This window comes from Weizmannia acidilactici (assembly GCF_008974185.1).
Lineage (GTDB): Bacteria > Bacillota > Bacilli > Bacillales > Bacillaceae_C > Weizmannia > Weizmannia acidilactici.
Genome location: NZ_BKZP01000012.1, coordinates 30,632 through 44,820 on the forward strand (window position 1 = coordinate 30,632; position 14,189 = coordinate 44,820).

The 14,189-nt window shown below is 47.5% G+C and carries 13 protein-coding genes and 2 pseudogenes; 2 read left to right on the plus strand and 13 right to left on the minus strand.

Translation table 11 applies throughout. The annotated features are described in order from the left end of the window. Positions 1 to 63: 63 nt before the first annotated feature. The 7 genes and pseudogenes from BpJC4_RS07040 to rpsU all read right to left on the minus strand — a co-directional run bounded on the left by BpJC4_RS07040 (position 64) and on the right by rpsU (position 5,703). A pseudogene (locus BpJC4_RS07040) lies at positions 64 to 2,177 on the minus strand (HD family phosphohydrolase). Positions 2,178 to 2,280: 103 nt separating this feature from the next. After that, on the minus strand, positions 2,281 to 3,234 hold the full coding sequence (locus tag BpJC4_RS07045) for a PhoH family protein (protein ID WP_151679819.1): 954 nt from the start codon (positions 3,232 to 3,234) through the stop codon (positions 2,281 to 2,283). Beyond that, the gene (yqfD, locus tag BpJC4_RS07050) at positions 3,231 to 4,424 is read right to left on the minus strand and encodes a sporulation protein YqfD (RefSeq protein WP_151679818.1); all 1,194 of its coding nucleotides are present in this window, start codon (positions 4,422 to 4,424) and stop codon (positions 3,231 to 3,233) included. The genes BpJC4_RS07045 and yqfD overlap by 4 nt, the downstream gene beginning before the upstream one ends. Before the next feature lie 12 nt (positions 4,425 to 4,436). Continuing rightward, positions 4,437 to 4,721, minus strand: a complete 285-nt coding sequence (yqfC, locus tag BpJC4_RS07055; RefSeq protein ID WP_151679817.1) for a sporulation protein YqfC — start codon at positions 4,719 to 4,721, stop codon at positions 4,437 to 4,439. A gap of 92 nt (positions 4,722 to 4,813) precedes the next feature. Beyond that, positions 4,814 to 4,933, minus strand: a pseudogene (locus BpJC4_RS16955) (spore photoproduct lyase family protein); the annotation flags it as partial. Between the two features lie 135 nt (positions 4,934 to 5,068). Further along, positions 5,069 to 5,515: a GatB/YqeY domain-containing protein gene (locus BpJC4_RS07060; RefSeq protein ID WP_151679816.1), complete on the minus strand. Its 447-nt coding sequence runs from the start codon at positions 5,513 to 5,515 to the stop codon at positions 5,069 to 5,071. Between the two features lie 14 nt (positions 5,516 to 5,529). Further along, positions 5,530 to 5,703: a 30S ribosomal protein S21 gene (gene rpsU / locus BpJC4_RS07065; RefSeq protein ID WP_151679815.1), complete on the minus strand. Its 174-nt coding sequence runs from the start codon at positions 5,701 to 5,703 to the stop codon at positions 5,530 to 5,532. 261 nt (positions 5,704 to 5,964) lie between these two features. On the opposite strand from rpsU, the gene yccX reads away from it, so the two are divergent. Together yccX and BpJC4_RS07075 are read left to right on the plus strand one after the other, a co-directional pair. After that, complete coding sequence (gene yccX, locus BpJC4_RS07070; RefSeq protein ID WP_151679814.1) at positions 5,965 to 6,249, plus strand: acylphosphatase; 285 nt, start codon at positions 5,965 to 5,967, stop codon at positions 6,247 to 6,249. A 112-nt stretch (positions 6,250 to 6,361) separates the two neighbouring features. Next, positions 6,362 to 7,285: a Na/Pi symporter gene (locus BpJC4_RS07075; protein WP_151697711.1), complete on the plus strand. Its 924-nt coding sequence runs from the start codon at positions 6,362 to 6,364 to the stop codon at positions 7,283 to 7,285. 35 nt (positions 7,286 to 7,320) lie between these two features. Here the strand turns inward: BpJC4_RS07075 and deoC are convergent, their stop codons facing one another. The 6 genes from deoC to dnaK form a co-directional block, all read right to left on the minus strand. Continuing rightward, positions 7,321 to 7,971: a deoxyribose-phosphate aldolase gene (gene deoC, locus BpJC4_RS07080; protein ID WP_151679878.1), complete on the minus strand. Its 651-nt coding sequence runs from the start codon at positions 7,969 to 7,971 to the stop codon at positions 7,321 to 7,323. Between the two features lie 23 nt (positions 7,972 to 7,994). Further along, positions 7,995 to 9,347: a tRNA (N(6)-L-threonylcarbamoyladenosine(37)-C(2))-methylthiotransferase MtaB gene (mtaB, locus tag BpJC4_RS07085; protein WP_151679812.1), complete on the minus strand. Its 1,353-nt coding sequence runs from the start codon at positions 9,345 to 9,347 to the stop codon at positions 7,995 to 7,997. 5 nt (positions 9,348 to 9,352) lie between these two features. Then, positions 9,353 to 10,105, minus strand: a complete 753-nt coding sequence (locus BpJC4_RS07090; RefSeq protein ID WP_151697712.1) for a 16S rRNA (uracil(1498)-N(3))-methyltransferase — start codon at positions 10,103 to 10,105, stop codon at positions 9,353 to 9,355. A gap of 4 nt (positions 10,106 to 10,109) precedes the next feature. Beyond that, positions 10,110 to 11,048, minus strand: a complete 939-nt coding sequence (gene prmA / locus BpJC4_RS07095; protein WP_151679810.1) for a 50S ribosomal protein L11 methyltransferase — start codon at positions 11,046 to 11,048, stop codon at positions 10,110 to 10,112. 22 nt (positions 11,049 to 11,070) lie between these two features. Beyond that, on the minus strand, positions 11,071 to 12,189 hold the full coding sequence (dnaJ, locus tag BpJC4_RS07100) for a molecular chaperone DnaJ (protein ID WP_151697713.1): 1,119 nt from the start codon (positions 12,187 to 12,189) through the stop codon (positions 11,071 to 11,073). A 135-nt stretch (positions 12,190 to 12,324) separates the two neighbouring features. Continuing rightward, a complete protein-coding gene (gene dnaK, locus BpJC4_RS07105) occupies positions 12,325 to 14,154 on the minus strand; it encodes a molecular chaperone DnaK (protein WP_151679808.1) in 1,830 nt (609 codons plus the stop codon). Positions 14,155 to 14,189 lie beyond the last annotated feature (35 nt).

A 14,189-nucleotide genomic window follows, 5' to 3' on the forward strand; every position in this document is an offset into this window, starting at 1 on the left:
TATTATGCAATTGTAATGTTAACAAATATTGATGGTAAACGCGATACACCCACGGCCGTGAAACTACTTCGGATACTGGATCCTTGAATGGAAAATGCCGTTCAGCGTTTCGCAAAGCGTACATTTAACAATCTTCAATTCTTTCATCATAATGTCACATTCATTAAACTGTCCATCCATCATGCGGGCCTGCACAATGCTGTGGACCAAATTTTGAATTTCTTCCGGCGTCGGACGGCCGCTTCAACGCTGTCCGCAATATTGATGACAGCGGCTTCTTTCGTCTGCGGCTTCGGGCCGGAATAGCGGTAATCTTCTTCTTTTACCTCCGAGCTTTTCTTTTTCGCCTTGCTGTAAAAATATTTTATACATGTCGTCCCGTGGTGCTGTTCGGCAATGTACACCAAAGCTTTCGGCAGCCTATAATTTTTTAGCATTTCCGCCCCGTCTTTTGTATGGGCAAAAATAATGTCCCGGCTTACTTCCGGCTCGAGTCGGTCATGGGGATTGCCGGTATTCATCTGGTTTTCGATAAAAAATTGCGGGCGCTTCGTTTTCCCGATATCATGATAGTAGCTTCCGACACGCGCCAAAGGGCCGTTTGCCCCGATCGCTTCGCACGCCGCTTCGGACAAGTTTGCGACCATCAAACTATGATGATACGTGCCGGGGGCTTCTATCAAGATTTTTTTCAAAAGCGGATGGTTCGGGTTGGACAATTCAATCAGCCGCATCGGGGACAAAATGCCGAACGCCGCTTCAAAAAACGGCTGCAGCCCCATGGTCAAGACCGCAGACAAAATGCCGGACAAAAACGCAAACAAAAGGGAATACAAAAAATCCATTTGTGCCATTTGCCCGGGATTCAACAAATAAATAAAACAGACGGCCAGCATATTGAAAAGCGCGACGGATATCCCAGTTTTAAAAAGCCGTGTCCGCTCAAGCCGCGCCAGCAAAAGTAATATGCCGGCAGTACCGCTCAATAACGCATACACGACCATCTCGGCATTAAACATATCGGCTAATTCACCGTGGAATTCAATGCTCGCGCATGCCGCAAGCAGGACACCAAGCAAAAAAGCCGAACGGTCCCTGAGCAGAATCTGGGCAAGCATTGGGGCCATTGCCGCAGGGTAAACATATTCGATCCCGGCAATTTGCAGGTGGATCAATGCGCCGATCAGCTTCATCAATGCAAGCGCGATCAGAAGAATCATGCCTGCCATGACAAGCCGGTTCTGCTTCGTTTCTTCGGGGGCGCGCATATGGCGGACATATAAATACAAAAGGGTGCAGGCAAGCAGGACAAAAACGGCCAATCCGATATACGGTTTGATCGATCCGCTATTTTTTAATAAGCCGAACAGTTCAAGCTGGCGGTATGTTTCGCGGTCGATCAGATGCCCTTCCTGGACAATGACCTGCCCCTGAAGAATTTTAACAGGCTCCACACTATCCATCGCTTGCTTTTTTCTTTTTTCCGTCAGCTTTGCATCATACACATAATTGGGCACAATGGCGTACTTTCCGAGTTCGGCCGCCGCAGTTTTCAGACCTGCTGGCAATGCGGATCTGCTGATTTTCACCGCAACGGCATCCCGGGCATAAGCCACATCGTCTTCTGTGATTTTTTTGCCGAGCGCTTCTTCGGCACTACTGACCACAACGCTTCTAACTGCATCCAAATCATCCGGAGAAGCGGACAAAAGTGCGAGAAAACTGTTGTCGAAAATGGAACCGGCCACATTGCCTGAAACATTTTCAGTAAGGATTTCTTTTAGTTTTGCCAGTTTTTCTTCCTGTAATTTGTTGCTGCTTTTGCCGCTCTCTTTTTGTTTTTCATATTTCCCATTCACTTCTTCCACCACATCAAAGATAGAATTCATAAGGGAAACACGGTTTTGCACCTGGCTAGTTTCATAAGTGTAAGCTTTTGCCACTTCACGGGCCGCTTTCTGCTTTTCTTCGTTCGTCTTCTCTTCATCAATAACTGTTTTCGGGGAGCGGATCGTATTATTCGCAATCGAAAATAATTTAATATCGTATGTTTGTGGCCTGATGTCTGGATAAAAGATACCGAACATAATAAGGGCCAGAGAACACAGGATAACGGATGTAAACCCTTTAAATCCCAGCATCACCCGCAGCCTGCCGATATGCTCATGCAATTTCATCTGCCGTTTGACACCGCCCTTTTAGAATCAGTCTTAACGCTTCCATCATACCAGTTTTCCGCATAAATTGCATGGCAAAATAACCCGGATAAAAGCATTCGGGTTACGCATTCTGGTAGGCCTCGATGATTTTTGCAACCAAAGGATGGCGGACGACATCGCTTTCTTCAAGATACACAAATGCGATGCCTTGTATATTTTCGAGCACCCTTTCCGCTGTCAAAAGCCCCGATTCCACCCCTTTCGGCAGGTCAATCTGCGTCCTGTCGCCGGTAATGACCATTTTAGAATTTAAGCCAAGCCGCGTCAGAAACATTTTCATTTGCGCCTGCGTCGTATTTTGCGCCTCATCCAGGATGACAAACGCATCATCCAGCGTACGCCCGCGCATATAGGCAAGCGGCGCAATTTCAATCGTTTCCCTTTCTATAAGGCGCTGGGTATGTTCCGCGCCCAAAACATCATTTAACGCATCATAAAGGGGGCGCAAATACGGGTCGACTTTTTCTTTCAGGTCACCGGGCAAAAAGCCAAGGCTCTCGCCCGCTTCAACTGCAGGGCGGGTTAATATGATCCTTTTGACCTGCCCGCTTTTTAACGCATTCACCGCCATTACGACCGCCAAATACGTCTTTCCCGTACCGGCCGGGCCGATCCCGAAAACCAGGTCATGGTGCCGGATCGCTTTGATATAGTCTAGTTGCCCCAAAGTTTTGATGCGAATCGCTTTTCCTTTCGCATTGCGGGAGATTTCTTCTTCATACAGGATGGTAAAATAATCAAGGTGCCCCTTTCTTTCCAGTTCAACAGCGTATAGCACATCACGCCCGCTGATATGGATGCCTTTCCGGACAAGATCAAGCAGCTTGGCCATCACCATAATAACCCTTTCGGCAGCCTCTTCTTCCCCGCTTGCCTGGATCGTTTCACCGCGGGTGATGATATGCACCCCGTAGGCATCCTCAAGTAGTTTCAAATGCCTGTCGGAAATCCCGAACAGGAGCACTGCTTCGTTTGTATTTTCCAATTGTAGTTTTGCCGTGCTTTCTTCTGTCATTCTAAGTCTCCTTGAGCAATTGGTTTTGCAATTGCAATATTCTCTATCACTTCGTAATGGATTGCCATTTTTAATGTACCATTCTCCACTTTTTCTTGCAAAACATATTCATCTGTGATTTGCGCATCCTTTTCCAGTTTTTTGCGCAAATCTTGCATGGCCAAAATCTTTGCTTCCTTCACGGCCTCATTTTTTGTGTATACTCTCGGCGCATCTTCTTTTTCCCGTACCGTCTGCCGGATGATGCGGATCGGCGTCTTCCATTTCAGGAATTTCACGCTATCCGCCTCTTCCGACGTATCGGAATACTTGTACGCTTGGTTTTTAAACCCCCATACATGCAGCTTTACGGATCCGATACCGACGTAATATTTGCGGATTTCATTGCCAGTATAGACTTGGAAGCGGGATTTCAGCGGAAGCTCAACAGCAGTTTTATACCATGTTTTTCCATAGATCTTCCCCTTTGCCGCAACCGGATATTTTTCTTTATCATTTCCAATGATGCCCGAAACAAGCAGCTGGCCTTTTTTGACATACTGGTTGATTTTCACAACCGGCTTTCCCTTTTCGACAAACATATTTTCGACGACCGCTTTCTGCGAGGCGACAAGATGCTGCGGCCCCGGATTTTTAACCGGCTTCGGCGTATTTTTCTCTACGACAGTAAAATGGTAGGTTGTCCCCTGCAAATCAACACCGATCCACGTCACGCCGGGAAGCGCGTTTGTCAGCTTATGCTGGACCGTTTCGATGTCATCCAGGAAAAATTGCAAATTCCCTTTCTTAATTCCCAGTTTGTCCAATTGCTTGCGGATTTCATGCTCAGTTTTCGGGGACGCGCCTTTAATTTCCACCCCCCAAACCACATTGGAAAGAAGCGTGATCATGGCCAAAAACAGAAAAAAACCAAACAGGAATCCGGCGTTTTTCAGCGTCCTTTTCCATAAAAAAGGTACGCCCCGGCCACGTAAAAAGCGGATCTCTAAGTCTTGGCCCCTCGCCTGTTTCCGGAGTTTGTGGATATCAGCCAAATGCATCTCGAACGTGACGGTCATCGTTCCCTTCCGCTTTACATTCCATACCACCAAATCGGACCGTGTCAGCTGGTTGATAAAACGTTCAATCCCTTTTCCTTCAATTTTTACGAGCACTGTCCCCTTTATAAATGTTACCCATTGATTTTTCAACCGAAGCCACTCCTATCCGTTCAAATACACAACTTCATCTATTTTGCCTTCCAATAAGATTTCTTCAGGTAAAATCGTTTTGATGACAAACGACTGGCCTTTGATCAATAGCTGCCCGTTTTCGAGGAGCAGCCGGACTTCTTTATCTGTAAATGTCAAAAGGCCGCGGTGGTTTTCAATGTAAATATGGATCTGGCCAATCATCGTGATTCTTGGAAGGTCCATCATCACATCTTGTGGAAGTTCCATTTTATGTGCCATCCAGTTTTGCAATTGCTGCCGCCATTTTTTTGCCATAAAAAAGAACCCCCCTTTCATCTCATATTTATGACACAAAAAAGGGGTTCATCACTGAATTTGCGATTTTCTTGCAGGCACATTCCGGGATTTTATGTAAAATATTCGATCGTCCCGTCCGGAAAATATTTTTCAATGTATGCTTGAAGTTTTTCTTTCAATTCTGTTTCTTGTTCTTTCGGGTAAATTTACTTGCCGATCCCGTACCTTCCTCATTTTACGCAGTGCTTCTCTTCATCTGGAAAGGGGCTGGATGATCAGGGACGGGAGGATGAAAAGATAGGGAATGGGGCAGAGCATTTAAAAAACCGGAAACCCCTCGGATTCCCGGCTTTATTATGCAAAGATCATGATAATTGCTGCTGAACGATATTTCTAACAATCGAACCGTCGGCTTTGCCTTTTACTTTCGGCATGACGGCTCCCATTACTTTGCCAATATCAGCTTTCGAAGCGGCACGCACTTCCTCAATCGTTTGTTGGACAATTTCACGCAATTCATCTTCAGAAAGCTGCTCCGGCAAATATGCGTTCACATAAGTCAATTCATTTTGGATTTTTTCAACAAGGTCGTCACGACCCGCGTTTTTAAATTCCTGGAGGGAGTCTTTGCGTTGCTTTACTTCGCGAGAAAGGACCGTCAACTCTTCATCATTCGTCAAACCGTCTTTTCCGAGCTTGATCGCTTCGTTTTGAACAGCTGCTTTCAGCATACGAATTACGGAGAGTTTCTCTTTTTCTTTGTTCTTCATCGCTTGCTTCATATCGCTATTTAAACGCTCGAGAAGACTCATCATTCCACCCTCTCTTACCACTTACGTTTTCTGGCAGCTTCAGATTTCTTCTTGCGCCTTACGCTTGGTTTTTCATAGAATTCGCGCTTTCTATATTCTTGCAAAGTTCCCGTTTTGGAAACAGAACGTTTGAAGCGACGAAGAGCATCCTCAAGCGATTCGTTTTTCCGAACGATTGTTTTTGACATTTCTCTTTCCCTCCCTCCGAACACAAACGGTTACATGTCAGGCATGGAAACCCATGTACTTTATAAGTATATAATATCCTCCATATTCGGTCAACATCTGCGCTTCCATGTCTTGTTGATACCGGCTCTTTTTTTCTGCTCGCTCAAGTCAGCATATGCGGAATGTGCAGATGTTTACATGCTTTTGCCTCATCAGGGGCGCATATTTTAAAATTTTGTTATAATGGATGTAAAGTTTCTATAAAAGATTGAGGGATTACGATGGAAAAAAACGAAGTGGCACACGTCATTGTTTCCGGCAGAGTACAAGGCGTCGGGTTCCGCTATCATACCCAGTTTCTAGCAAACCAACTGCATATCCGCGGATGGGTCCGAAACAACGATGACGGCAGCGTGGAAGTGATGGCGGAAGGGGAACAAAAGGCGATGGAAAAGTTTATCGCGGGGCTAAAAAAAGGACCTTCCCGTTTTGCAAAAGTAACCGATGTCTATATTGAATATTTGCCAAACCAGGAACATTTCAAGGATTTCCGCGTGCTTTACTGAACGTCAAGCATTGCATCACAGTTGCCGGAGCCAAACAAGAAAAATAAAGCCCGCTTCATAAAACAGGCATGTTCTTCCCTTTCTTTCCATATGATCTTACGGGGGGAAGGACATGCTTTATTCTGTTTGGTTTCTTTTATTGATCATCACATTTTTATTCGGAATCCACAGGCTGCGAACCGGGCTGTTTGAATTGTCCGGCAACCAGGCCGAGCGTTGGCTAAAAAAACTGGCGGGCACACCATTTTCCGGCATGCTGTTTGGAACAGCCATGACGGCGCTTCTGCAAAGCAGCTCCGCTGTCATGGTCATCACGGTCGGGCTTGTTTCCGCCAAAATGTTAACGTTCGCGCAATCGATCGGCATTATTTTAGGCACCAATATTGGCACCACTTTTACGCTGGAAATGCTGACATTTCATTTATCCGGGCTGATCCTGCCATTTTTGGGTGCAGGCGCGGTTTTGATCTTTTTCGGAAACAAGCGTTTAAAAAGCGCGGGGCATATTTTGTTCGGCCTTTCGCTTGTGTTTGCCGCGATGCGCGGTTTTGAGGTGCTTGCCATTCCGCTTTCGAAAACGGCTTTCGTGCAGCATTTGTTTTCCGTTTTGAACACACACGCTATGTCCGCTTTTTTTCTTGGCATTCTCCTTTCCGCCGCCATCCAGTCGAGCACGGTCACGATCGGAATGGCAATGGGCTTTCTCGGATCGGGCGTTTTTCCGCTTGAAACCGGGATTGCGATTATGCTTGGCGCAAATATCGGGACATGCATAACTGGCCTTTTGGCGAGCATCGGCGCAGGTGAAGAAGCAAGGCTCACGGCTTTTACCCATGTTTGGCTGAATATCGGAGGTGCACTTATTTTTTTGCCTTTCCTCCATTTGCTTGCAGACGGGTGCCGGGCGCTTTCGTCCACCCCTGAACAGCAGCTTGCCCATGCAAGCCTTCTATTTAACTTGATCTCTTCCCTTGCCGTGCTGCCTTTTTCCGAAAACTTCGGCCGTTTCATTGTGACTTTCCACGGAAAAAAATAAAACACCCGGGCAGGAAATTTGCCCGGATGTTTTTATCAACCTTTGACAATTTGGGTGCCGGCACTTGTGCCGATTCTTGTGGCGCCGGCTTCCACCATCGCAAGCGCATCTTCGCGCGTACGCACCCCGCCGGAAGCTTTAACGCCGATTTCTTCCCCGACCGTTTTCCGCATCAAGGCGACATCTTCTTTTGTCGCGCCCCCCGTTGAAAATCCGGTGGACGTCTTCACATAATCTGAACCGGCTTTTACCGCAAGTTTACATGCCTCTACTTTCTCTTCGTCTGTCAGCAGGCATGTTTCAATGATCACTTTGACCAATGCCTTTTCCTTCGCTTTTTCGCAAACGGCACGGATGTCTTTTTCAACGAGTTCAAAGTTTTTGCTTTTTAAAGCGCTGATATTAATCACCATATCGACTTCATCTGCGCCGTTTTGGATCGCATTTTCCGCTTCGAACGCCTTAGCTTCAGGAGTAGTGGCGCCAAGCGGGAACCCGATCACCGTGCAGACTTTCACACCGGTTCCGGCCAAAAGCTGGTGCGCATATGCCACCCATGTTGGATTCACACAAACCGATGCAAAGCCGTATTGTTTGGCTTCTTCGCACAGTTTTGTGATCTGCTCCTGTGTGGCTTCCGGTTTTAATAATGTATGGTCAATCATTTTTGCGAGGTCTACAGCCATTTTTTCCGTCTCTCCTTTCACGTTTACATCGCTTCGTTTACAGCCGGAAGCACATCGTCCATTACCCTGACAAATTTAGCTTCATTGTACGGGTAACCGGCTTTTGTAATTTTAACTTTTACCAGCTTGCCGACCATATCCGGCGTTGCCGGGAAGACAACTTTCAGGTAATTGTCCGTATAACCCTCGTAAAGGCCGCTTTCCGGATCTTCTTTATAAGGCTCTTCCGGAATGACTTCGAGCACTTCGTTTTCAAATTTGGACGCATATTCTTTTGCCAGCTGGTCGCTCAACGTGATCATGCGGTGGACGCGTTCATTTTTCGTTTCCTCATCAATCTGGTCCTTCATTCTTGCAGCCGGCGTGCCTGTCCTTGGCGAGTACGGGAAGACATGGAGTTCCGCAAATTTATGTTCTTTGATAAAATGATAGGTTTCCATGAATTCTTCTTCCGTTTCACCCGGGAAGCCGACGATGACATCGGAAGTTAAAGCAAGACCCGGCAGCGCTTCTTTTAATTTCGTAATCCGCTCGGCAAATTGTGCCATCGTGTATTTACGGCGCATTCTTTTCAGCACGCTATCAGAGCCTGACTGGATCGGCACATGCATATGGCGGACGATGACCTTTGAGTTTTTAATGACATCGATCACTTCATCCGTCAATTGGCTTGCTTCAATTGAAGAAATGCGGACGCGTTTTAAACCATGCACTTTTTCTTCCAAATCCCTTAAAAGCATTGCCAAATTATAATCTTTCAAATCTTGCCCGTACCCGCCCGTATGGATGCCGGTTAAAATCAGTTCTTTGTAACCGGCATCGACGAGCTGCTGCGCCTGGCTGATCACTTTTTCAGGATCCCTTGACCGCATCAGGCCGCGGGCCCACGGAATGATGCAAAATGTGCAGAAATTGTTGCAGCCTTCCTGAATTTTTAAAGAAGCGCGGTGGCGATCCGTGAAATAAGGCACATCCATTTCTTCGTACACGCGGTTTTTCATAATATTTTTCACGGCATTGATCGGCTGGCGCTCTTTCCGGTACTGCTCAATGTAATCAAGCATTTTCCCGCGGTCCTGTGTGCCGACGACGACATCGACACCCGGGATCTCAAGAATCTCACCCGGGGACGTCTGCGCATAACAGCCGGTGACGCAGATGACGGCATCCGGGTTTTGGCGCACCGCCCTGCGGATCACCTGGCGGCTTTTTTTATCGCCGGTATTCGTTACCGTACACGTATTGATCACATATACATCGGAATTCGATTCAAAATCGACCCGTTCATAGCCGGCTTTCTTAAACAGCTGCCAAATGGCCTCCGTTTCATAATGGTTCACTTTGCATCCTAACGTATGGAATGCTACAGTTGACATCACATTCACCTCATTAATTCGAAATGGTAAGAAATGGCGGCAAGCGCATATAATGGCGCCGTTTCTGCCCGTAATATACGCGGGCCCAAACCGCAAGTCTCGAATCCCGATTCTTCAAGCAGGCGGACTTCTCCAGGGGACAGTCCCCCTTCAGGTCCGAAAACCATCAGGACATTGTCCCCTTCCGCCATTTTCGACAACGCCTCCGCAAAACGGCGCCGCTCCCCCAGTTTGGCGCTTTCTTCAAACGCAACCAGCATATGTTTGTATGTACGGCTTTCTTCGAGAAGCTTTTTAAAGGAAACAGGGGAAGATACGTCCGGTAAATGGTTGCGGTGCGACTGTTCCGCGGCTTCCAAAGCGATTTTTTTCCAGCGCTCCCTCTTTTTTGCTTCCTTCTTTGCATCCCATTTTACAACGGATCTTTCGGCAATGAAAGGCAGAAACTGATCGGCGCCAAGTTCTGTCCCCTTTTGGATGACCCACTCCAGCTTGTCAGCTTTCGGGAGGCCGCTTGCAACCGTGATATGCACCGGGAGTTCCTTCTGAGCGTTTTCCCAGCCGACGATTCTTGCAATGACCGTATCGCTTGTGATTTTTTTTATCTCGCATATGCACGCCTTTTCATCCAAAAATACACAATAAAAGCGGCTGCCTTCAGACATCCTCATGACATGGGCGATATGATGGTACACTTCGCCCTGCAGCCGGACTTCCTGTTCCCCGTGATAAAACTGTTTTAGAAAATAACGCTGCATCAAATCACCCGCGCTTTGCGATTAATGCAACCCAGTCTTCCATCACCATCGTTTCCTCAATGGTGAAACCGGAAGACAAAAGCGCATCTTTCACTACATCTTTCTTTTGGCGGATGATGCCGGACGTAATAAACCAGCCGCCCGGTTTCACCGTTTTTGCCGCATCTTCGGTAAACCCGATAATCACTTCGGCAAGGATATTCGCAACGACAACATCCGCCTGCCCATTGATTCCTTTCAGCAAATCATTTTGCTTCACCGTTACACGGTCCTGCATTTTATTGAGTTTGACATTGAGCGTGGCCGCATGGACCGCAACTTCATCCAAATCAAGCGCGGTAACCCGCTCCGCCCCGAGCATGGCCGCAGCAATGCTTAACACGCCGGAACCGGTTCCGACATCGATCACTGTATCGCCCGGTTTCACCGTCCGTTCCAATGCCTGGATGCACATGACCGTCGTCGGATGGGTGCCGGTGCCGAACGCCATGCCGGGATCCAGCTCGATAATCAGTTCGTCGCTTGATACCGGTTCATAGTTTTCCCACGTCGGAACGATCGTAAACTTCTCGGATATTTTGACAGGATTATAGTATTTTTTCCAAGCCGTTGCCCATTCTTCTTCATTGACTTCACTAATCGTCACTTTATTCGGGCCGATATCAATGTCGAAAGTGGCCAAATTGGTAATCGCTTGTTTGATTTCTTCCACTGTTTCGCCTAAAAAACTATTAATGGGCAAATACGCTTTAATGATGACCCCTTCATCCGGAAAATCATCCGGGTCCAATTCGTATATTTCGCCGAACCGGTCCTCATGCTCTTTCAGCAACTCATTCGAATCTTCGATCACAATGCCGCCCGCGCCCGCCTCATATAAAATATTCGAAATCGCCTCAACCGCCTCGTTTGCGGTATGGATCATAATTTCCGACCATTTCATGAAATGACCAACTCCTATTTGTTTAGTCCCCTTTAAAAGCTTTTTTCATTTTGCCAAAAAAATTATTGCTGTGTTCATCCGGGACTTTTCCGCTCGCTTCGGCAAATTCACGCAAAATTTGTTTTTGCCTCTCGGTGAGTTTCGTCGGCGTCACAATTCTTGTAATGACGTGCTGGTCGCCAGTGCCATAGCCGTGGACGTTCGGCACGCCTTTTCCGCGCAGCCTGAATTTCGTACCAGTCTGCGTGCCGGCAGGGATTTTCAATTTTACTTTGCCGTGCAAGGTCGGAACTTCGATTTCATCCCCAAGAGCTGCCTGGGTAAAAGCAATCGGGATTTCGCAGTAAATATCGTCGCCGTCGCGTTCAAACAATTCATGCGGCTTGACGTGAAAAATGATGTACAAATCGCCGGCAGGTCCGCCGTTTACGCCCGGTTCCCCCTGGCCTGCCACACGCAGCTGCTGGCCGTCATCAATGCCGGCAGGGATTTTCACATGAATTTTGCGGCGCTTTTTCACTTTTCCGGTCCCGCCGCAAGTTTTGCATTTTTCTTTAATGATCTTACCGGTTCCGCCGCAGTAATGGCATGTCCTGCGGTTGACAATGCGCCCGAATGCCGTTGTTTGTTCTGTATTTAACGTGCCGGTTCCGTGGCAGTGCGGGCAAGTTTCAGGATGTGTCCCCGGTCTAGCACCCGTCCCGTGGCATGTATCGCATGTTTCCTCGCGCGGTATCCGTATATCCGTTTCCTTCCCGAATACGGCTTCTTCAAATTCGAGCGTCATCGTGTATTGCAAATCGGCACCCTGCCGAGGCGCATTCGGGTCGTTTCTTCTTCCGCCGCCAAAGAAAGTGCTGAAAATATCTTCGAAACCGAAACCGCCGAAATCCGCGCCGCCGAATCCGCCAAAGCCCTGGTTCGGGCCCGCATGGCCGAACTGGTCGTATTGCGCGCGCTTCTGGTCATCGCTTAAAACTTCGTACGCTTCCGAGATTTCCTTGAATTTTTCGGCAGCATCAGGCTCTTTATTGATATCCGGGTGGTATTTTTTTGAAAGCCTGCGGTAAGCTTTTTTAATCTCTTCTTTGGTCGCATCTTTCCCGACGCCCAACACTTCATAGTAATCCCGTTTACTCATTTCTTCTCACTCCCGAAACGTTCACATAGAGGTAATTGTAGCATTGACATATGAAAAAAGTCAAAGCCGAGAATAGACCAGACTTTGACTTTTTCCATGGATATCATGCTGAAATGGGCAACATTGGTTACCAGATTATTTATCGTCGTCGACTTCTTCAAAATCGGCATCAACGACATTGTCATCTTTCTTTCCGCCGCCCTGTGCGCCTTCATTTTGCTGGGATTGTTGCTGTGCCGCCTGTTGGTACAATTTGACGGACAAGTTTTGCACGATTTCCTGCAGAGCATCTTTCTTTTGGCGGATTTCGTTGAGATCATTTTTCTCAATGGCAGATTTCAATTCATCTTTTGCTTTTTGCGCTTTTGAAATTTCGGAAGCATCCACTTTGTCTTCAAGCTCTTTTAGCGTTTTTTCCGCAGTGAAGACGAGCTGGTCTGCCTCATTCCGAAGTTCCGCTTCTTCTTTCCGTTTTTTATCCCTTTCAGCATTTTCTTCCGCTTCTTTTACCATCCGTTCAATTTCTTCATCGGATAATGTCGTGGAAGATTTTATCGTAATGTTTTGCTGTTTGCCGGTGCCCAAATCTTTTGCACTAACATTAACAATCCCGTTTTTATCAATATCAAAAGTAACTTCGATTTGCGGAACGCCGCGCGGTGCAGGCGGAATATCCGTCAATTGGAAACGACCAAGCGTTTTGTTGTCGGCTGCCATCGGGCGTTCCCCTTGCAGCACGTGGATGTCCACTGCTGTTTGGTTATCGGCTGCAGTCGAGAAAATTTGCGATTTCGACGTTGGGATCGTCGTATTGCGCTCGATCAATTTCGTGAACACGCCGCCCATTGTTTCAATGCCGAGCGAGAGTGGAGTAACGTCCAAAAGCACAACGTCTTTTACGTCACCGGTTAACACGCCGCCCTGGATCGCAGCACCCATTGCTACGACTTCATCCGGGTTGACGCCTTTATGCGGCTCTTTGCCGATTTCTTTACGGATCGCTTCCTGTACGGCAGGAATACGGGTCGAACCACCGACTAAGATGACCTTGTCAATATCGGCAGCCGTCAAACCAGCATCTTGCAAAGCCTGGCGGGTCGGACCCAATGTCCGTTCAACAAGGTGGGCTGTCAGTTCGTCGAATTTCGCACGGGTCAATGTCATTTCCAGGTGCAGCGGCCCCGCTTCACCGGCTGTAATAAACGGCAGCGAAATTTGTGTCGAAGTAACCCCGGACAAATCTTTTTTCGCTTTTTCGGCTGCATCTTTTAAACGCTGCAGCGCCATTTTATCCTGGGACAAGTCAATACCATGCTCTTTTTTGAAATTATCGACGAGGTAATCGATGATCGCCTGGTCAAAATCATCACCGCCGAGGTGGTTGTCACCGGCAGTCGCGTGCACTTCGAACACACCATCACCGAGTTCCAAGATGGATACGTCGAATGTACCGCCGCCAAGGTCGAAAACGAGAATCGTTTGGTCTTCATCCGTTTTGTCTAGGCCGTATGCAAGCGCAGCGGCTGTCGGTTCATTGATGATCCGTTCCACTTCAAGCCCGGCAATTTTTCCGGCATCTTTTGTCGCCTGACGCTGGGCATCGTTGAAATAGGCCGGTACGGTGATGACCGCTTTTTCCACTTTCTCTCCAAGGTAATCTTCAGCATAAGATTTCAAATATTGCAGGATCATTGCGGAAATTTCCTGCGGCGTATATTCTTTTCCTTCCACCTTGACTTTATGGGATGTACCCATATGGCGTTTGATGGAAATGATGGTATTCGGGTTCGTGATCGCCTGCCGTTTTGCGACTTCCCCTACTTGGCGTTCCCCGTTTTTAAAAGCGACAACTGAAGGCGTTGTCCTGCCTCCTTCCGGGTTCGGAATGACTTTCGGTTCGCCGCCTTCCAGCACTGCTACACATGAGTTTGTCGTACCTAAGTCAATACCGATAATTTTACTCATGGATAATGCCTCCCTTTTTATTTATGTAAAGCCCG